At 54.5% G+C, this 19,439-nt stretch carries 18 protein-coding genes, 3 tRNA genes and 1 other annotated feature; of the genes, 10 read left to right on the top strand and 11 right to left on the bottom strand.

Translation table 11 applies throughout. The features are described 5' to 3' along the window. Nucleotides 1–68: 68 nt before the first annotated feature. Entirely contained in the window at nucleotides 69–986 is a 918-nt protein-coding gene (gene nac / locus QRN24_RS07775; protein WP_284942594.1) for a nitrogen assimilation transcriptional regulator NAC, read from the bottom strand. Between the two features lie 320 nt (nucleotides 987–1,306). Here nac and QRN24_RS07770 point away from each other — a divergent pair. Then, nucleotides 1,307–1,382 (top strand) — tRNA-Asn (locus QRN24_RS07770). A 61-nt stretch (nucleotides 1,383–1,443) separates the two neighbouring features. On the opposite strand, the gene ldtA is transcribed toward QRN24_RS07770, so the two are convergent. Then, nucleotides 1,444–2,343: a L,D-transpeptidase gene (gene ldtA, locus QRN24_RS07765; protein ID WP_040017923.1), complete on the bottom strand. Its 900-nt coding sequence runs from the start codon at nucleotides 2,341–2,343 to the stop codon at nucleotides 1,444–1,446. Nucleotides 2,344–2,534: 191 nt separating this feature from the next. On the opposite strand from ldtA, the gene shiA reads away from it, so the two are divergent. The 3 genes from shiA (at nucleotide 2,535) to QRN24_RS07750 (ending at nucleotide 7,170) form a co-directional block, all read left to right on the top strand. Further along, nucleotides 2,535–3,851 (top strand): shikimate transporter, encoded by a 1,317-nt coding sequence (shiA, locus tag QRN24_RS07760; RefSeq protein WP_020883300.1) that lies wholly within the window; start codon nucleotides 2,535–2,537, stop codon nucleotides 3,849–3,851. 73 nt (nucleotides 3,852–3,924) lie between these two features. Beyond that, nucleotides 3,925–5,379 carry an AMP nucleosidase gene (locus tag QRN24_RS07755; RefSeq protein ID WP_014170778.1) on the top strand — a complete coding sequence of 485 codons (1,455 nt, stop codon included), beginning with the start codon at nucleotides 3,925–3,927 and terminating at the stop codon, nucleotides 5,377–5,379. A gap of 18 nt (nucleotides 5,380–5,397) precedes the next feature. Then, a complete protein-coding gene (locus tag QRN24_RS07750) occupies nucleotides 5,398–7,170 on the top strand; it encodes an aminopeptidase P family protein (protein WP_284942593.1) in 1,773 nt (590 codons plus the stop codon). 119 nt (nucleotides 7,171–7,289) lie between these two features. On the opposite strand, the gene QRN24_RS07745 is transcribed toward QRN24_RS07750, so the two are convergent. Beyond that, a tRNA-Asn gene (locus tag QRN24_RS07745) sits at nucleotides 7,290–7,365 on the bottom strand. A 190-nt stretch (nucleotides 7,366–7,555) separates the two neighbouring features. Between QRN24_RS07745 and emmdR the strand changes: the two genes are divergently transcribed. From emmdR to QRN24_RS07730, 3 genes are all read left to right on the top strand, one after another. Next, nucleotides 7,556–9,034 (top strand): multidrug efflux MATE transporter EmmdR, encoded by a 1,479-nt coding sequence (gene emmdR / locus QRN24_RS07740; RefSeq protein WP_425462589.1) that lies wholly within the window; start codon nucleotides 7,556–7,558, stop codon nucleotides 9,032–9,034. An 80-nt stretch (nucleotides 9,035–9,114) separates the two neighbouring features. After that, a tRNA-Asn gene (locus tag QRN24_RS07735) sits at nucleotides 9,115–9,190 on the top strand. A 53-nt stretch (nucleotides 9,191–9,243) separates the two neighbouring features. Beyond that, nucleotides 9,244–9,576 carry a gamma-glutamylcyclotransferase family protein gene (locus QRN24_RS07730; RefSeq protein WP_047355728.1) on the top strand — a complete coding sequence of 111 codons (333 nt, stop codon included), beginning with the start codon at nucleotides 9,244–9,246 and terminating at the stop codon, nucleotides 9,574–9,576. Nucleotides 9,577–9,625: 49 nt separating this feature from the next. Here QRN24_RS07730 and QRN24_RS07725 read toward each other — a convergent pair whose 3' ends face one another. The 4 genes from QRN24_RS07725 to dacD all read right to left on the bottom strand — a co-directional run bounded on the left by QRN24_RS07725 (nucleotide 9,626) and on the right by dacD (nucleotide 13,052). Then, nucleotides 9,626–9,961, bottom strand: a complete 336-nt coding sequence (locus tag QRN24_RS07725) for a DUF496 family protein (protein ID WP_008499467.1) — start codon at nucleotides 9,959–9,961, stop codon at nucleotides 9,626–9,628. A 168-nt stretch (nucleotides 9,962–10,129) separates the two neighbouring features. Then, entirely contained in the window at nucleotides 10,130–11,188 is a 1,059-nt protein-coding gene (locus QRN24_RS07720) for an FUSC family protein (RefSeq protein WP_020883296.1), read from the bottom strand. A gap of 92 nt (nucleotides 11,189–11,280) precedes the next feature. After that, nucleotides 11,281–11,754, bottom strand: a complete 474-nt coding sequence (gene sbmC, locus QRN24_RS07715; protein WP_032678501.1) for a DNA gyrase inhibitor SbmC — start codon at nucleotides 11,752–11,754, stop codon at nucleotides 11,281–11,283. Nucleotides 11,755–11,885: 131 nt separating this feature from the next. Beyond that, complete coding sequence (dacD, locus tag QRN24_RS07710) at nucleotides 11,886–13,052, bottom strand: serine-type D-Ala-D-Ala carboxypeptidase DacD (protein ID WP_284942592.1); 1,167 nt, start codon at nucleotides 13,050–13,052, stop codon at nucleotides 11,886–11,888. A 198-nt stretch (nucleotides 13,053–13,250) separates the two neighbouring features. Here dacD and sbcB point away from each other — a divergent pair, with 198 nt between their 5' ends. Next, nucleotides 13,251–14,687 carry an exodeoxyribonuclease I gene (gene sbcB, locus QRN24_RS07705; RefSeq protein WP_410172486.1) on the top strand — a complete coding sequence of 479 codons (1,437 nt, stop codon included), beginning with the start codon at nucleotides 13,251–13,253 and terminating at the stop codon, nucleotides 14,685–14,687. 58 nt (nucleotides 14,688–14,745) lie between these two features. Here sbcB and plaP read toward each other — a convergent pair whose 3' ends face one another. The 4 genes from plaP to QRN24_RS07685 all read right to left on the bottom strand — a co-directional run bounded on the left by plaP (nucleotide 14,746) and on the right by QRN24_RS07685 (nucleotide 18,170). After that, nucleotides 14,746–16,104: a putrescine/proton symporter PlaP gene (gene plaP / locus QRN24_RS07700; RefSeq protein ID WP_014170786.1), complete on the bottom strand. Its 1,359-nt coding sequence runs from the start codon at nucleotides 16,102–16,104 to the stop codon at nucleotides 14,746–14,748. Next, nucleotides 16,094–16,156, bottom strand: coding sequence for a membrane protein YoeI (yoeI, locus tag QRN24_RS07695; protein WP_099458931.1), 63 nt, complete (start codon nucleotides 16,154–16,156; stop codon nucleotides 16,094–16,096). Before yoeI ends, plaP begins: the two co-directional genes overlap by 11 nt. Before the next feature lie 218 nt (nucleotides 16,157–16,374). Continuing rightward, nucleotides 16,375–17,304 (bottom strand): LysR substrate-binding domain-containing protein, encoded by a 930-nt coding sequence (locus QRN24_RS07690; RefSeq protein WP_014170787.1) that lies wholly within the window; start codon nucleotides 17,302–17,304, stop codon nucleotides 16,375–16,377. Between the two features lie 41 nt (nucleotides 17,305–17,345). Further along, the gene (locus QRN24_RS07685) at nucleotides 17,346–18,170 is read right to left on the bottom strand and encodes an SDR family oxidoreductase (RefSeq protein ID WP_014170788.1); all 825 of its coding nucleotides are present in this window, start codon (nucleotides 18,168–18,170) and stop codon (nucleotides 17,346–17,348) included. A 174-nt stretch (nucleotides 18,171–18,344) separates the two neighbouring features. On the opposite strand from QRN24_RS07685, the gene hisL reads away from it, so the two are divergent. Further along, nucleotides 18,345–18,395 (top strand): his operon leader peptide, encoded by a 51-nt coding sequence (gene hisL, locus QRN24_RS07680; RefSeq protein WP_001364200.1) that lies wholly within the window; start codon nucleotides 18,345–18,347, stop codon nucleotides 18,393–18,395. Continuing rightward, nucleotides 18,371–18,494, top strand: a sequence feature (His leader region). It overlaps the preceding gene by 25 nt. 45 nt (nucleotides 18,495–18,539) lie before the next feature. Next, nucleotides 18,540–19,439 carry an ATP phosphoribosyltransferase gene (hisG, locus tag QRN24_RS07675; protein ID WP_000886595.1) on the top strand — a complete coding sequence of 300 codons (900 nt, stop codon included), beginning with the start codon at nucleotides 18,540–18,542 and terminating at the stop codon, nucleotides 19,437–19,439.

The raw sequence follows: 19,439 nt of genomic DNA, 5'->3' as shown, positions 1-19,439 counted from the left end.
CTATTGTTAGAGTCAGCCGACCTGCAGAACAAATAATAAAAACCAGCATCTTATGCTTTTATGGAATATCAACTCACCAGCTGCAGCTCACGGTTCTCCAGAGACGGTTTGCTGACCAGGGACATCAGAATCTCTTTTACCGCCTGCGCCTGAGGTGACAGCGATCCGCGCGCGGACATATTCAGCGACAGCGGTAAGCTCATCGAAGGCGTGGTGATGCGCGCCATCCAGCCGTTTGCCGCGCTGCACAGCGAACGTGCTGCGGATTCAGGCAGAACTGTCACACCCATACCGCTGGCTATAGCGGCGGTTAGCGTGGAGATGGAATCAATTTCACCGATAATTTTTGCCGTCAGGCGGCGCAGGGAAAACGCTTCATCCACACGCACGCGCACCGCGCTGTAGTCACGTGGCAGGAAAAGATTCATTTCTGCAACGACCGTCAGATCGACGCTCTGCCCCGGACAGTCGCGGGTGCCCACAAGGTAGAGATCTTCTTTCAGCAGCGGCTGGCTGGTGATCCCGGCCACCGGTGAGCGGTCGTACAGCACCGCCATATCCAGTTGGCCGCTAAGAAGTTTGTCATTCAGCACAGAACCGCTGTTCTCATGCAGGTAAACCAGCACTTCTGGCAGCTCTGCGCGGACGGCCTGCAGCAGCGGCATGGTAATAGAGGACGCGGCCGTTCCCGGAGCCAGCCCAATGGATACGTGGCCGCTCAGCGTCTGGCCCACGTTATTCACCGCCAGCTGCGCCTGTTCGCACTGGCGAAGGATGGTGCGCGCATGGGTATAAAGGATTTTGCCTGCTTCCGTTGGCGTCACGCCACGTTTGGTGCGGATCAACAGCTGCTGATCCATCTCGCCTTCCAGAGTAGCCACCTGCTGGCTCAGCGCAGGCTGCGCGATATGCAGCACTTCCGCCGCTTGAGTCAGGCTGCCGATATCGACGATTTTTACGAAGTATTTCAGTCGTCTTAAGTTCATTTTGCCCCCTGTTCGAAATGCTGTGCCGGTACTGGCTTTTCATTGTTGATAGGGTTTTGCAATATGAATGCCAGTTTTACGAAGAGGTCTGATTTGTCGCTAAGCGGCTGAAAATAAGGAAAGCTAATCATAAGCAGCGGTTTTATTACTGAAACAGCAGTTTATGATCTGCCCCATTAGGGGTATGTGCGCACCATTACGGTGCATTCCGGCGTCAAAAACGCCATTTTGCTGATTTTGTCAGCAAACGATCAAAAGGCGTTGATCCACCCTTTGACAAGGCCGGCTGACGTCGATAATATGCGCCCCGTTCACACGATTCCTCTGTAGTTCAGTCGGTAGAACGGCGGACTGTTAATCCGTATGTCACTGGTTCGAGTCCAGTCAGAGGAGCCAAATTTGAAAAGCCTGCTTTTATAGCAGGCTTTTTGCTTTTCTGCGGCAGGTAAAATTGCCCTCAGTTGCCGAGCTTAACCGGCATCCCTGACCGACGTTCCAGTTCCGCGCCCGCCCCCTCGTTGACAAGCTCGGTTCGCAGCGAGGCAGATATCGGCAAAGGCACTTTCCGGGTCGATTCAAATTCCGCCCGGTTCCGTGATAGCGGTTCATGCACCTCAACCCAGCGGCTGCCGTCCGGCTCTGTCGTCACTTTAACGGGCTGATCGATAAGCTGCACACGGGTGCCTACCGGGACGTTATCGAAAAGATATTTAATGTCGTTATTGCGCAGACGAATACACCCCTGGCTCACCCGCAGTCCGATGCCAAAATTGGAGTTTGTCCCGTGAATGGCATACAGCCTGCCAATATAAATCGCATACAGTCCCATTGGGTTATCGGGCCCAGCGGGCACGAATGCAGGCAGCGTTTTCCCCTCTGCCGCATAGGCACGGCGCGTATTCGGCGTAGGAGACCAGGTGGGGCCTTCCTGCTTACGTTCTACCGCTGTGACCCAGTTTCGCGGGGTTTCGCGCCCGGCCTGACCAATGCCGATGGGTAACACTTCAACAGTGTTGCTTCCCGGTGGGTAATAGTAGAGGCGCATTTCTGCCGCATTAACGATAATTCCCTCGCGGACGGTGTCAGGCAAAATCAGCTGCTGGGGTATCACCAGTTGCGTACCGGATTTAGGCAAAAAAGGATCCACGCCCGGGTTCGCTTCCAGCATATTGCTCAGACCCTGCCCGTATTGCGCGGCAAACGCTTCGAGCGGTAGCGTATTGTGATCCGGCACGGTAATGGTTTGCGAAGTGCCCACCAGCCGACTGCCTGTCGGCGGTAAAGGATAACTTACCGCCTGAACGCTCTGGCTGATAAGTAATGCAGCAAGACAACTCAACACATTTATACGACACATATTCCCTTCCTCAGTCGCACCTTGATTTGCTAAGCATAGCGTAGCCGCTTTGCATTACCCATCAGGAAATAAAATCAGTTTGCACACGCGCCCTGGCGCGGTAGTCTCATACGTTCCGTTTATATGACGGTGGCTATGTGAGTGACCTTTTCTTATACCAATAATTAGAAATACGTGCAGACAGGACAACTATGGACTCCACTCTCACCTCCACACATCCCAACGAGGAGACACCTTCGCTCAATCGTGCCCGCCGCGCAGCCCTCGGCAGCTTCGCGGGTGCCGTCGTCGACTGGTATGATTTTCTGCTTTACGGCATTACTGCCGCGCTGGTGTTTAACCGCGAATTCTTCCCCCAGATTAGCCCGGCAATGGGTACGCTCGCCGCGTTTGCTACCTTTGGCGTCGGCTTCCTGTTTCGTCCACTGGGCGGAGTGATCTTCGGCCACTTCGGTGACCGTCTCGGTCGCAAACGCATGCTGATGCTCACCGTCTGGATGATGGGCATCGCCACCGCGCTGATTGGCGTTCTCCCTTCATTTTCCACCATTGGCTGGTGGGCACCGGTGCTTCTGGTTACGCTGCGCGCCATTCAGGGCTTCGCGGTAGGCGGCGAATGGGGTGGCGCGGCGCTGTTATCCGTTGAGAGTGCCCCAAAAAACAAGAAAGCGTTTTACAGCAGCGGCGTGCAGGTGGGCTATGGCGTAGGTCTGCTGCTCTCCACCGGGCTGGTGTCGCTGATGAGCCACTTCACCACCGATGAACAATTCCTGAGCTGGGGCTGGCGCATTCCGTTTATCTTCAGCATCGTGCTGGTTGTCGCTGCCCTGTGGATCCGCAACGGCATGGAAGAATCTGCTGAGTTCGAACAACAGCGGCAAGAACCGCCCGTTGCCAGAAAACGGCTGCCGGTGATGGAAGCGCTTGTCCGGCATCCTGGCGCTTTTCTGAAAATTATTGCCCTGCGCCTGTGCGAACTGCTGACGATGTATATCGTGACCGCGTTTGCCCTCAATTATTCAACGCAAAATCTCGGTCTGCCCCGCGAGCTGTTCCTGAACATTGGCCTGCTGGTCGGCGGGATCAGCTGCCTGACTATCCCCAGCTTCGCCTGGCTGGCGGACAGGTTTGGTCGCCGTCGCGTCTATATTACCGGGGCGCTGATTGGCACCCTCAGCGCCTGGCCGTTCTTCATGGCGCTGGAGGCACAGTCGATCTTCTGGATTGTCTTCTTTGCTATCATGCTCGCTAACATCGCCCACGATATGGTGGTCTGCGTGCAGCAGCCCATGTTTACCGAACTGTTCGGGGCAAGCTATCGCTACAGCGGCGCGGGCGTAGGCTATCAAGTGGCAAGCGTGGTCGGCGGCGGGTTTACGCCATTTATTGCCGCCGCGCTGGTGACCTTCTCCGGCGGCAACTGGCACAGTGTGGCACTTTATCTGCTGGCCGGTTGCCTGCTGTCAGCGGCGACGGCGCTATTGATGAAAGAGACGAGCCACACCTGATCTCACTTTTGTTTCACAGGCGTGTGACATACTATCGGGTAGAGTCGCACACCTGTGGAACAAGGAGACAGAGATGAATAATAAGGGCTCCAGCCTGACCCCGGCTCAGGCACTGGAAAAACTCGATGCACTGTATGAACAGTCCGTCAACGCGCTGCGCAGCGCCATCAGTGAGTATATCGAAACAGGGAAACTCCCCGACGAAAAGGCCAGAAGTAAGGGCCTTTTTGTTTATCCATCGCTTTCCGTCACCTGGGACGGCAGCGCGACTAACACGCCGAAAACGCGCGCCTACGCACGCTTTACCCACTCCGGCTGCTACAGCACCACCGTCACCCGCCCTGCACTGTTCCGCCCTTATCTTGAAGAGCAACTCACGCTGTTGTATCAGGATTACGGTGCGCACATTGCCGTTGAACCTTCACAGCATGAGATCCCGTATCCGTATGTGATTGACGGTTCGGCATTAACCCTTGACCGCTCCATGAGCGCGGGGCTGACGCGCCATTTCCCGACCACCGAGCTGTCGCAGATTGGCGATGAGACGGCGGATGGGATCTACCACCCGGCAGAATTTTCACCGCTGTCGCACTTTGATGCCCGCCGCGTGGATTTCTCTCTGGCGCGCCTGCGTCACTACACCGGGACGCCCGTCGACCATTTCCAGCCCTTTGTACTGTTTACCAACTACACCCGCTATGTCGACGAGTTTGTCCGTTGGGGCTGTAGCCAGATCCTCGACCCGGATAGCCCTTACATCGCGCTGTCCTGCGCCGGCGGGATCTGGATCACCGCGGAAACCGAGGCACCCGAGCAGGCCATCTCCGACCTGGCGTGGAAAAAACACCAGATGCCTGCCTGGCACCTGATCACCGCTGACGGCCAGGGGATCACCTTAATTAACATCGGGGTTGGTCCGTCAAATGCCAAAACCATCTGCGACCATCTGGCGGTATTGCGCCCGGACGTGTGGCTGATGATTGGACACTGCGGCGGCCTACGTGAAAGCCAACTGATTGGCGACTACGTGCTGGCACACGCCTATCTGCGTGATGACCATGTGCTTGACGCTGTGCTTCCACCGGATATTCCTATCCCGAGCATCGCCGAAGTGCAGCGTGCGCTGTATGACGCCACCAAAGAGGTGAGCGGTATGCCGGGTGAAGAAGTTAAACAGCGTCTGCGTACCGGTACGGTAGTGACGACGGATGACCGCAACTGGGAACTGCGTTACTCCGCCTCCGCGCTGCGTTTCAACCTCAGCCGTGCCGTCGCGATTGATATGGAAAGCGCCACCATCGCCGCACAGGGATATCGCTTCCGTGTCCCTTACGGCACGCTGCTGTGCGTTTCCGACAAACCGCTGCATGGCGAAATTAAGCTTCCGGGTCAGGCCAACCGTTTCTATGAAGGGGCAATCTCCGAACATCTGCAAATCGGCATTCGCGCCATTGATTTGCTGCGTGCGGAAGGTGACAGGCTGCATTCCCGTAAATTACGTACCTTCAACGAGCCGCCATTCCGCTAACCAGAACAAGGAATAACCATGCACACCCCATCACGCTTATCGGCCCTGCGCCGGTGGCTACAGGAAAACAATCTTGATGGCATGATCGTGCCGCGCGCGGATGCCTGGCAGAGTGAGTATTGCGCGCCGTACGATGAAAAGCTGGCCTGGCTGACGGGCTTTGATGGCTCCGCAGGTCTGGCGCTGATACTGAAAAACACAGCGCTGCTGTTTGTCGATGGCCGCTATCAGGTTCAGGCTCGCCTTCAGGTCAATATGGATGAAATTGAAATCCACCATCTGCACAATGAACCGCTGGCCGAATGGCTCACAGCCAACGTGGGGTCTGGCATGCGTATTGGGTTTGAAGCACTGCTGATGACCAATACGGAGTTCGGGCAACTGTCTGCAACACCCTGTGAACTGGTTCCGCTCAGTCAGTCGCCGTTTGATACCTTATGGCACGATCGCCCTGCCGCGCCGGCGGGACGTATTCGAGAAATGCCGGTGGAGGTCAGTGGCGAAAGCAGCCTCGCCAAACGCCAGCGCGTTGCCGCCGTGCTGGCCGCACACGATGCCGATTATCTGGCCGTGACTCTGCCGGATAACATCGCCTGGCTATTGAACGTGCGTGGCACTGACATTCCATCCAGTCCTGTTCCCCTCTCCTTTGCCCTTCTTGATCGTGACGGTAGCGTGGAGTGGTTTGTTAACGACAATAAGCTCAGCGAGCTACCCGAGAGCGTGAGAAATACGTTCAGGATTGCGCCACAGGATGCCTTTATCGAACGCTGCCAGCGCCTGTCACAAGGCAAGCGGGTGATGGTTGATGCCGATTCCGCGCCGGTCGCCCTGCGCTTTGCCATTGAGCCAGAGGGCGAAATAGTCTGGCGAACCGATCCCATCACTCTGATGAAAGCTACTAAAAACCCGGTCGAACTTGCCGGGTATCGCGAGTGTCATCACCAGGACGGTGCTGCCTGGGTGAATTTCCTGGCCTGGCTAAGCCGTGAAGTCCCCCTACGTGAGGCGGCGGGAAAACCGCTGACGGAGCTGGAAGCGCAGGCGCAGCAGCTTGCATTCCGTAAACAGCAGCCTGGATTTATTGAGCAAAGTTTTGCCACCATCTCCGCCTCCTCCAGTAATGCGGCGATGTGCCACTATCACTCAAGCAAAGCCAGCAATAAGCCCATCGGTCAACATCATTTTTACCTTAATGATTCCGGCGGTCAGTATCATAACGGCACCACTGACGCCACGCGTACGCTGGCATGGGGTAGCGTGCCGCCACAGCAGAAGTTGCACTACACCGCCGTACTGAGAGGGTTCCTGTCGTTGATAACCTTACAGTTTCCCTCCGGCAGCCAGGGCCATCAGCTTGATGCCTTCGCGCGTCGCCCGTTGTGGGAAATGGGGCTGGATTACGATCACGGGACAGGGCATGGCGTAGGACATCAGTTGCTTATTCATGAGAACCCGCATCGTCTCGCCAAAAAGGTTAACCCGTGGCCCCTGGTGGCCGGCACCATCATGACTATCGAGCCTGGATATTATCTGGCGGACAGCCATGGGATCCGCATTGAAAACCAGGTGGAGATTGTCGAAAGCCGTCCGGGATTCTGCACGTTTTCCTCACTGACGCTGATCCCGATCGACCTGAGCCAGGTCGAGTTACAGCTGTTGAACGAACAGGAAAAACAGTGGCTGGATGAGTATCATCAGCAGGTGCGTGAGGCCCTGTTACCGTTGGTCGACAGCGACGCGCGGCAATGGTTGCTTGAGGCGACGATGCCGGTTGGGGTTAACCACTAGAAATATCAGGTGGATGCCGGGCGGCGGTTTCGCCTGACCCGGCTGTAAGCCCGTCGCATCTGACCTTTTCAGAACGCAGAAAAGCAAAAAGCCTGCTATAAAAGCAGGCTTTTTAAATTTGGCTCCTCTGACTGGACTCGAACCAGTGACATACGGATTAACAGTCCGCCGTTCTACCGACTGAACTACAGAGGAATCGTTGTGGAGGCTTATCTTAGCGGCGAAAAAAGTTTTGTCAAACCTGATCTTAGCGATTAGCGATCGATTGATGATTCTGTCGACAGTTTGTTGTAAATCCACACATCTTTTTATGGAAAATACTTTGCAGGTTTAGCATTTCTCCCCCATCATTTGAAATGGAGTTTCAACTTTCTCGTTAAGGTCCATTTTGAACGTCACTGCCCCCCTACGCCAGGCGATTATGCGCACGCCATGGTATGCAAAGCGTAAAAGCTATCGTGTTCTGTTCTGGCGTGAAATCACCCCCCTTGCCGTGCCTATTTTCCTGGAAAACACCTGCGTTCTGTTGATGGGGGTGCTGAGTACCTTCCTGGTCAGCTGGCTGGGTAAAGAGGCGATGGCCGGTGTCGGGCTGGCGGACAGCTTTAACATGGTGGTTATTTCTTTTTTTGCCGCCATTGACCTCGGGACGACAGTTGTCGTCGCCTTTAGCCTCGGCAAGCTCGATCCTAAACGTGCGCGCGAGGCTGCCCGACAGTCGCTGATGATCATGACCATTTTCTCGATCGTGCTGGCGGCGGTGATCCACTATTTCGGCAGGGAAATTATCGATTTTGTCGCCGGTGAGGCCACAAATGAAGTTAAGGACCTGGCGCTGACCTACCTGGAAATGACGGTTCTGAGTTATCCGGCTGCAGCCATCGCGCTGATTGGCAGCGGCGCGCTGCGCGGGGCGGGCAACACCAAAATTCCGTTGCTGATAAACGGCGGGATGAACATCCTGAATATTATTATCAGCAGCGTGCTGATCTACGGCGTCTTCTCCTGGGACGGGCTCGGGTTCGTGGGTGCCGGGCTGGGGTTAACGATTTCACGTTATATCGGTGCTGCTGCCATTCTCGGGGTGCTGATGGCGGGGATCACGCCGTCACTTCGCCTTACGCTGAAGAGCTATTTCCGCCCCTTTAACTTCGCCATTATCTGGGAAGTGATGGGAATTGGTATTCCCGCCAGTATTGAATCCGTGTTGTTTAACGGGGGCAAGCTGCTGACGCAAATGTTTGTCGCCGGGATGGGGACTGACGTTATCGCCGGTAACTTTATTGCCTTCTCCATCGCCTCCCTGATAAACCTGCCGGGCAACGCCCTCGGTTCGGCGTCGACCATCATCACCGGTAAACGGCTGGGGAAAGGGCAGATAGGGCAGGCGGAACGGCAGTTGCGGCACGTCTTCTGGCTGTCAACCATTGGCCTGACGCTGATCGCCTGGGGAAGCGCCCCCTTTGCCGGGCTTATGGCCTCTTTTTATACCCACGAAGATGATGTCAAAGAGGTCGTTAAGATCCTGATCTGGCTGAACGCGGCCTTTATGCCCATCTGGGCGGCTTCATGGGTTTTGCCTGCCGGGCTGAAAGGGGCACGCGATGCACGCTTCGCGATGTGGGTGTCGATGCTCGGCATGTGGGGTTGCCGTGTGGTGGTGGGTTACACGCTCGGGGTCATGCTTGGCATGGGGGTAGTCGGCGTCTGGCTGGGGATGTTCCTTGACTGGGCGGTGCGTGGGGCGTTGTTCTACTGGCGTATGGTCAGTGGGCGCTGGCTCTGGAAATACCCGCGAATAAAACAGGAACCAACGACCACAGAATCAACAGAATGCCTGACAAATGCGCGAAGTGGAGAATAATTCGGCAAACAGTCAGAAATATGCATTCTGCCTTTGACATCATCGGGGAGCATCGATAATATGCGCCCCGTTCACACGATTCCTCTGTAGTTCAGTCGGTAGAACGGCGGACTGTTAATCCGTATGTCACTGGTTCGAGTCCAGTCAGAGGAGCCAAATTTAAAAAGCCTGCTTTTATAGCAGGCTTTTTGCTTTGCTGGTGAGGGAAAATGAACGCTCTGTTTGTCTACGGCACGCTACGCCCGGGTCACGCGAATGCACATATTCTTGAAAACATCGGTGGCGAATGGCAGGCCGGTTTTGTCACCGGAACGTTTTACGAACGTGGCTGGGGCGCGGCGGCAGATTTTCCGGGGATAGTGCTGCACCCGGACGGCCCACGCGTGGAGGGCTTGCTGTTTATCTCTGATAGCCTGAGTGCACACTGGCCAATGCTGGACGAATTTGAAGACGGCTACGATCGGGTTGAGGTCAATGTGACCACGCCGGATGGAAAACAGGTCAACGCCTGGATTTATCAGCTACAGCCGCGTACTGCGTAATAAAAAAGGCTCTCTGTCACCAGAGAGCCTTTTTTGTATTCATCGGCGATTACTCGCTTTTGGCTTCACCGTTTTTGATTTCGCCCATTACTTTCAGTTTCTTGGAGATATCACGGCGTTCTTTAGACAGCTCAGCGTTTTTGATGATGTAGTCATCAACGCGGTCTTCGTAGTCACTCTTCATGCTGGCGATGATGCCCTGAATAGCCTCAACGCTCATGCCTGGCTTAATGTAGTCGCTCAGGTTATCGAGCAGCAGGACACGTTTTTGGTTGTCACGGATCTTCTTCTCAACGTCCTGGATTTCACGCTGCAGTTTGTTTTTGCGGCGGAACAGGCGGACGAATTCCAGAACATCCTGGAACGAAGGCTTGGTAGTTTCCATTTTTACACCCCTGATAATGTGAGATTCGGATTCGTTAAAGCAACCGTTGTAACAATAACCTTACTGACAGCGGCTGCGAATGACAATGAGTATATCGTTTAAAGCTATCATAACCCCAATTGATGCTGAATCGAAGCAGCAGGCGTCACATATGGAGATAGCTGCTCTTTATTTGCGCAGCGCCCGGCAAATGAGATGTGACAGTAGCTCCAGCTGCCGCGCCAGCTCCATACTCAGCCAGACATAACCATGAATAGGCGTTTCCGCGACGTTATCGCTCTGACGCTCATTCATTAACTGCTTCAGCTCCGCAACGATCTCATTCAGACGTTCACTGTTCGCCAGGATGGGCTGCGGGTTACCTTCATAAAGCGCGTGGGCGATGGTCAACAGCGTTTGCTGCGTCATCTGCTGCGTCTCTTTTAAGGTATGGGCGTTGAGCATTAAAAGGTGGCTGGGACGAGAAGCCCAGTGCGCGTTGATTTGCAGCTCAAGCATGCATACCAGATTGCGGCTTACCGTCTGTATGGCTTCAAAAATGGATTTCTGGATATGGGTTTCTTTGCTGGCCGGGGTAATCAGCCCGCGCATCCTGACCACATCGTTGAGGATCGTTTGCAGGTGTTTTTCCAGCCGGGGGCGCTCAACCAGGTTAGGGGAAAATCCGGCCTGATAGACGCGGTTGAACGCGGTGACATAGTTAGCCATCTGAATACGCCAGTGCAGAAAAGCACGCTGTGGCCAGATGCCGGTAAAAAGCATAGCCAGCAATGAGCCGAGGATAACGTCCCCGCTTCGCCACAGGGCGGTCGTCATATCCCCTGCCGGGGCACCGACCACCACCGACAGCGTGATACCAATCAGCAGCGCCTGATAGGGCCTTTTGCCTAAAGCCAGCCAGCCGCAAAGGAACATCGCGGCACCGCACCAGATCAACATAACCGGAAACGAGATAAGCTCAAGCTTCAGCGCGATAAGCCCCAGGGCAGAGCCTAAAACGGTACCGCCAATGCGCTCGAAGGCGCGTGGAACAACGTTCCCCCAGAACGAAATAGGCCCCATCACGACCACCAGCGTGATAAGCGGCCATGTTCCCTCAGGAACATCCAGCAAACGAACCAGCACAAACGTCAACACAAAGGCCAGCGCGATACGGCACCCATGTACCACGCGGTAGTGTTTGTACAGACGAATTTCAAAAGGGGTTAATGATTTGTCGGGACGCACACCCGCTCTCCAGCTACACGGCAAATCACAATTGTACTGTGTTTTCAGCCGGGCGGATCACACCCGGCTGAAAAACCCTGTAATAACCAGGCTTAACCGGCTTTGTGCTCTACACCAATATACATTTCGATGTCCCAGTAACCGTCCGCGTTACCATCATTAAGGTAGCGCTCGAAGCAGGGTTTAGGGGCCATCTGGTAGCTGTTGTCCTGCAAGAGGGAATTAAAGAACTGGTTCCAAGGGGTCGCGAAGTCATGGTTTTCAACGCGTGCCGTCGCCACCGCATACTCTCCAGCGGCGATTTCCGTCATCATGACGCCTTCGCTGTTTTCAGGAATGACAAAATCGTCCGGGACCGTTACGGCCGTGTCACAGCGCAATTTTTCTGCCGGGACCTCGTCCGGATTATCGTAGTAAACCGCAACCCACTCCAGCGGCTGAATGTGACGTCCATCCACCCACATGACTAACTGTTCGAAGCCCTGTTTTACCGTTTTGTCCCACGGCCCGACCAGATGAAAGCCGGCGATTTTACGTTTCTGTTGCTGCTTGATGCTGTAGTCCATGCTGCCTCCTTTTATTACTGTATATTTATACACTATAAAGCAGGTTTTAACTGTTCAGCAAACGAGGAGTGTTTATTATGTGAGCAGACTCGCAACCGCGCCAGTCTGCTCATGTGCTTTAATGCAGGCCGTTACAGCGTGTGATGCAGATAATCGCTCAGACGGGAGAAGAGGCCGCCTTTATTCACCGCTTCGAGCGTCACCAGAGGCCAGTGCGCCACGACTTTGTCACGGTCGTAAAGCTGGATCTCCCCTACCCGCTGATGAGCCGCAATCGGCGCTTCCAGCTCTTTTTTATCCAGCACGTACTTGGCTTTGATGTTAGGAACTTCTGTTTTAGGCAAGGCCAGCCAGAAATCCTGGTCGGTGCCCAGTTCCACCTGCTCTTTATCGCCGTACCAGATACGCTCTGTTCCCACTTTTTTGCCGTTATGCAGGATCTGCACCGTATCAAAGTTCTGCTGCCCCCAGTGCAGCAGCTTCCGGGCCTGTTCCTCACGCCCTTTCGGGCTGTCAGCGCCCATCACCACCGCGATTAAACGACGCTGACCGTCAACCGCTGACGCAATCAGGTTAAAGCCCGCTCCCGACGTGTGCCCCGTTTTCAGGCCATCAACGTTCATGGTTTTATCCCACAGCAGGCCGTTACGGTTTTGCTGGGTGATCCCGTTCCAGGTAAGGCTCTTTTCGCTGTACATGTGGTAGAACTCTGGCTCGCCGTGAATGATAGCCCGGGAGAGCACGGCCAGGTCATAGGCAGAGCTGTGCTGGCCCGGCGCGTCCAGACCGTGGACGGTTTCAAAGTGGGTATCGCGCAGGTTCAGCTTTTGTACATAGTCGTTCATCATCTTCACAAACTGCGGCTGACCACCCGCTACGTGATCCGCCAGCGCCACGCAGGCGTCGTTACCGGAATCCACAATCAGACCACGGCTCAGGTCGCGCACCGAGACGCGATCGCCCTCTTTCAGGAACATCAGCGACGATCCTTCAAACACCGGGTTCCCTTTTGCCCACGCGTCGCGGCCAACGGTAACGATGTCATCCGGGGTAATGCGGTGGCTGTCGATGGCCCGATCGACAACGTAGCCCGTCATCAGCTTGGTCAGGCTCGCCGGATTACGTTGTTGATGTTCGTTGCCCGCCGTTAAGATCTGACCAGTCGTGTAATCCATTAGCACCCAGGAGCCCGCCTGAATGGCCGGAGGCTGCGGCGAAAAATCCAGCGGATCGGCCGCCAAGGCAGAAGAGACACTCGAAGCGAGTAAAGAAACAGCAATAAACAGACGGCGTTTCAACGGTATATCCTCAGGTCATTAAAAATCGATGACCTTTTTACGGGAGTTCTGTTGTCGTTACCTGGCTTAATTGCAAAAAAATGTGACAGAAAGCAGATTTTACGCTGAAGCTGCCTCGCAAATTTGCACGGTGAGGGCGCTTTTTATTCGGACTGACCTGCACGATCGTTTACCATAGAGACGTCATTTTTTAACAGGATGGTATTACTGGTGTCTGATTCAGCCGCGCGCCCTACATTTTTGTTCCACGACTACGAAACCTTTGGCACCCACCCGGCGCTGGATAGACCGGCACAGTTTGCGGCCATCCGTACCGACGACGAATTCAACATCATTGGCGAGCCTGAGGTCTTTTACTGTAAGCCGGCCGATGACTACCTGCCCCAGCCCGGCGCGGTAATGGTCACCGGGATCACCCCACAGGAAGCCCGGGACAAAGGCGTGAACGAGGCCGCATTCGCCCGGCGCATTCACGACCTCTTCACCGTCCCGAATACCTGCGTGGTCGGTTACAACAACATCCGTTTCGATGACGAAGTGACGCGCAATATCTTCTACCGCAACTTCTACGATCCTTATGCCTGGAGCTGGCAGAACCGCAACTCGCGCTGGGATTTGCTCGACATTATGCGTGCCTGCTATGCGCTGCGCCCGGAAGGGATCAACTGGCCTGAGAATGATGAAGGGCTGCCGAGTTTCAGACTGGAACACCTGACGCGCGCAAATGGTATTGAGCACAGTAATGCCCACGATGCGATGGCCGATGTCTACGCCACCATTGCTATGGCAAAGCTGGTGAAAACTGCTCAGCCGCGGCTGTTTGACTATCTGCTGAGCCACCGCAGCAAGCACAAACTCACCACGCTGATTGATGTGCCGCAGATGAAACCGCTGGTGCATATCTCCGGTATGTTTGGCGCCTGGCGCGGCAATACCAGTTGGGTCGCACCGCTGGCCTGGCATCCGGATAACCGTAATGCCGTGATTATGGTGGATTTAGCCGGTGATATTACACCGCTGCTCGATCTCGACAGCGATACGCTGCGCGAACGGCTCTACACCCCAAAAGATGAACTCGGCGATCTGCCCGCGGTGCCGGTCAAACTGGTCCATATCAATAAATGTCCGGTCCTGGCCCAGGCCAATACTCTGCGCGCAGAGGATGCCGACAGGTTGGGGATTAACCGTCAGCGTTGCCTGGATAACCTCAAGGTACTGCGTGAAAACCCGCAGGTGCGTGAGAAAGCGGTGGCGATCTTTGCCGAAGCCGAACCCTTTGTTCCGTCAGACAACGTCGATGCACAATTGTACAACGGCTTTTTCAGCGACGCAGACCGTGCGGCAATGAATATTGTTCTGCAAACCGAACCGCGTAACTTACCCGCGCTGGATATTACCTTCGCGGACGCACGTATCGAAAAACTGATGTTTAATTACCGCGCGCGCAACTATCCTGGCACGCTGGATGAAACCGAACAGGCGCGCTGGCTTCAGCATCGTCGTCATGTGTTTACACCGGAATTTCTGCAGAGCTATGCGCAGGAGCTGGAGATGCTGTATAGCCAGTATGAAGGAAATGCTGAAAAGCAGGCGCTGTTAAAAGCGCTGTATCAGTATGCGCAGGAAATCGTCTGACAGATTTTGGGCGAAAAAAAACCGGAGGCGATGGTCTCCGGTTTTTTTTACTTAGTTCTTACGCAACGTCTTCGTACTGAGGAACCGGGTTACGGAAGCTCTTCGTGACGCACGCCAGGTAAACCAGGCCGATACCCGCCCAAATCAGGCCAAGCACCATGGAACTCTCTTCCAGGTTAACCCACAGCGCACCCACGGTCAGCGCACCACACATCGGCAGGAACAGATACTGGAAGTGGTCTTTCAGCGTTTTATTACGCTTTTCACGGATCCAGAACTGAGAAATAACCGACAGGTTAACAAAGGTGAACGCCACCAGCGCACCGAAGTTAATCAGCGCAGTTGCCATCACCAGGTCAAAGTTAATCGCCAGCAGAGCAATAGCGCCGACCAGGATGATGTTCATTGCCGGCGTACGCCAGGTTGGGTGAACGTAGCCGAAGAAGCTTTTCGGGAATACGCCGTCACGACCCATTACGTACATCAGACGTGCAACGCCTGCATGCGCGGCCATGCCGGATGCCAGTACCGTGATGGTGGAGAAGATCAACGCGCCAACCTGGAACGCTTTACCCGCCACGTAGAGCATAATTTCTGGCTGAGAGGCATCCGGATCCTTAAAGCGAGAGATATCCGGGAAGTACAGCTGCAGGAAGTAGGTCGCAAAGATAAAGATCAGACCACCAATCAGCGCCGTCAGGAAGATAGCACGCGGGATAACACGCTCTGCGTCCTTGGTCTCTTCAGACAGGTTGCTGATGCCGTCAAAACCGGTAAAGGAGAAGCACAGAATGGTTGCCCCAGTAATCATTGGGATCACATGCGCATCACCAGACCAGAAAGGCTTGCTGCTCGCCAGGGTACCTGCACCTTCACCGTGGAAGACACCAAAGATAACCATGCCCAGAATCACGGCAATCAGGATGACCTGAAGCACAACAATAACGGAGTTAAAGTTCGCAACGGACTTGATGCTGCGCAGGTTGAACGCCGTCATAAAGGCCACCAGCGCCACGACGAACATCCACGAAGGGATCGACGGCACCAGTGCTTCAAAATAAATTTTAGCCAGCAGAATGTTGATCATCGGCGCGAACAGATAGTCGAGCAGCGAAGACCAGCCCACCATAAAGCCAACGGTCGGGCTGATGGATTTCTGGGCATAGGTGTAGGCGGAACCGGCAGACGGATAGCGACGGACCAGTTTACCGTAGCTCAGCGCGGTAAAGAGGATCGCAATCAGCGCGAAGGCGTAAGCCGTCGGCACATGACCGTCTGTGAGGCCTGATACGATACCGAATGTATCGAACAGCGTCATTGGCTGCATATAGGCAAGGCCCATCATAACAACCGGAACTAACGTAAGGGTTTTACGTAATTCCACGCGAGAGGTGTTTGGAGTTGCGTTATGCGACATAGTTATTCTCCTTTACGGTGATAACCGCCACGTAAGCGAAAAATTGCCCCATTTCTGTATTCCTCAGCGACAACAACTGTCGGATTTTAGTAAATATCTATCCGGTACGAAGCCCGGCCTCTTGGTTTTTAGTTTCGTTTCATACGTGCAAAAAAAAATAACCGACGCCTTTTATATCGTCGATTATTCATTTGGTTGCAGCGGCGCATTTTGCCCCACATCGGATACAAAAGGCAATACTTTGCAACGCCCGGGGCGATTTTCTTTTTTCTAACTGGCTGATTTCTCGACGCTGCTTTGCGAGTAAACGGCAGCAATAGCACTATTTGCTAAAATTTCGTCCCGCCACCACGCGCTTGCCAGCCCCGCAGTTTGTTCATTCCAGCCGACCCACACCGATTCATTGCTGCTTTGTGCAAGCACCTGTTTTTCAACAAGCGCACCGCTGTCTAAAAACCGCTGTGCCAGATAGCGGGGTAAATAGCCGCACCCCAGGCCACTGATTTGCAGCTCCAGCTTGGTTTTATAGTCGAACACCGTGATCGCCTCCTGCTCATCAAGCAACTGCGTGGAGGCCGCACAGTCGGGACGCGAGCTGTCACCGACCACAATGGCGCGGTAGCCTTTAATCGTGCGCCGGTTAAGGGGTTCCGGCTCCTGCGCGAGCGGATGGTGTGGCGCGACGGCGAAAACCTGCTCCAGCACACCCAGCCGGGCGAAACCGAAATCGCTTAACTGGGGCGGTTCATGCAGCGCACCGACAAAAATATCTGCCCTGCCCTGAGTTAAGGCATCCCATGAATCGCCCAGCACGCCATTAATGAAGATTAATCGGGTTACGCTGTGGTGCTGATAGAACGCCTCAATCAGCGGCGTCAGAAGAGAAAACGGAAAAGTATCATCAACGCCGATGACCAGTTCGTTCTCCCATCCCTGGTGCAGTTTGACGGCCTGTTTTTCCAGTTCGCGAACGGTATGCAGGACGTCGCGCCCCTTCTCCAGCAGCATCTGTCCGGTACGGGTAAAACGGGCGCGGTGGCCAGAGCGATCGAGGATCTGGATATTAAGATCGCTTTCCAGTTTATGAACGGTATAGCTCAGCGCCGACGGGGTTTTGAAGAGCTTTGCCGAAGCAGCGGCAAAGCTCCCCTCTTTTTCCAGTGCATCCAGAATAATAAGAACATCCAGCAGCGGTTTCATGTTCGCCCCCTTCCGGTGTGCGATCGTTTCCGCTGAGAAACTTATTCCATCGGCATCACCAGCGGATCGGGATATTGATACTCAAACCCCAGCTCATGACAAATGCGATTGCCATCAACAATTTTGCCTTTACTTTCGTCCTTTGCTTCACCAAAAACAGGCGGAACCAGACCCAGCTGGCGTGCCATCAGCGGGTAAAACGTGCTACGCGCTGGATGAGAAGGCGCACATATATTATAGATGTGCCCACCTTTTGGAGCCTGTAAGAGTAGTTCTATTGCGGCAATTACGTCATCAAGATGCACAAGATTGACGCCATGTTGTCCGTCTGGCGCGGATTTTCCCGCGAAGAAGCGCCCTGGATGTCGTCCGGGGCCAACCAGACCTGCCAGCCGTACGATATCGACCTGGGTGCCGGGAAGATGATGCAGCCAGTCTTCCAGCTCTTTCAGCACTTTACCGCTCGCGGTAACGGGATGACGCTCAGAGGTCTCCTTCACCACGCCGTCAACATCGCCGTAGACCGAGGTTGAGCTGGTAAAAATAATGCGTGGGACGTGATGCGCCAGCGCGCTGTCGACAATCTCCTGCATCGCCTGCAGATAAAATGATTCGCCCGGGCCACTGCGCCGTGCCGGTAACGTAATCACCAGCGCATCAACGTTCATCAGCGTGTCCAGATCGTCAGCATCACACACCAGTTCGGGTTCCAGACGCAGCTCGACGCCGTCAATACCGCACATGCGCGCCGCTTCTACCCCATCCGCCGTTGTTTTGCTTCCGGTCACCTGCCAGCCTTTTGCGGCTAATGACATCGCCAGCGGCATTCCCAGCCAACCTAAACCGACAATCGCGACCTTTTTCATGCGAATTCTCCTGACTTTTACTCGTCTTTCTTAAGGCTACGCCAGCCCGGCAGAACACACAATTCATAGCGTCAATATGAAATGAATTAATGATCAAAAAAAGCCCTTGCAATCAGTCATACAACTGGTTTAGGTTAAAAGACATCAAATGAATAAGCATTCATCGAGAATTTTATGACACGCGTTCAATTTAAACACCACCATCATCACCATCATCCTGACTAGTCTTTCAGGCGATGTGTGCTGGAAGACGTTTGGATCTTCCAGTGGTGCATGAACGCATGAAAAAGCCCCCGGAAGATCTTCTTCCGGGGGCTTTTTTTTGGACCAAATTCAGACAGGTTAAAACAGGTTAACGAGGAAAACAGAATGTTAGATAACTCACGTTTACGCATAGCTATTCAAAAATCAGGCCGTTTGAGTGATGATTCACGCGAACTGCTCGCCCGCTGCGGGATTAAAATCAACCTGCACACCCAGCGCCTGATTGCCCTGGCTGAAAATATGCCCATCGACATTCTGCGCGTGCGTGATGACGATATTCCCGGCCTTGTGATGGATGGCGTTGTTGACCTCGGCATCATCGGTGAAAACGTGCTGGAAGAAGAGCTCCTGACCCGCCGTGCCCAGGGTGAAGATCCACGCTATTTTACCCTGCGTCGTCTGGACTTCGGTGGCTGCCGCCTGTCGCTGGCCACGCCTGTCGATGAAGCCTGGGACGGCCCGGCCGCGCTGAACGGCAAACGTATCGCCACCTCCTACCCTCACCTGTTAAAACGTTACCTGGATCAGAAAGGCGTGCAGTTTAAATCCTGCCTGCTGAACGGCTCTGTTGAGGTGGCGCCGCGCGCGGGTCTGGCTGACGCCATCTGTGACCTCGTCTCTACGGGCGCCACGCTGGAAGCGAATGGTCTGCGTGAAGTGGAAGTGATTTACCGCTCCAAAGCGTGCCTTATCCAGCGCGACGGCGAAATGGCCGATGCGAAACAGCAGCTGATCGATAAACTGCTGACCCGTATTCAGGGCGTGATTCAGGCCCGTGAATCGAAATACATCATGATGCACGCGCCAACCGAACGTCTTGATGAGGTCATTGCCCTGCTGCCAGGCGCAGAGCGCCCGACCATCCTGCCTCTGGCCGGTGACCAGCAGCGCGTCGCCATGCACATGGTCAGTAGCGAAACCCTGTTCTGGGAAACCATGGAAAAACTGAAGGCGCTGGGCGCAAGCTCAATTCTGGTGCTGCCAATTGAGAAGATGATGGAGTGA

It is taken from the genome of Enterobacter sp. MEB024 (assembly GCF_030209635.1).
Taxonomy (GTDB): Bacteria; Pseudomonadota; Gammaproteobacteria; order Enterobacterales; family Enterobacteriaceae; genus Enterobacter; species Enterobacter ludwigii.
The sequence above is the reverse complement of the archived record's forward strand: the minus strand, read 5'-3'. Positions and strand labels throughout refer to the sequence as shown.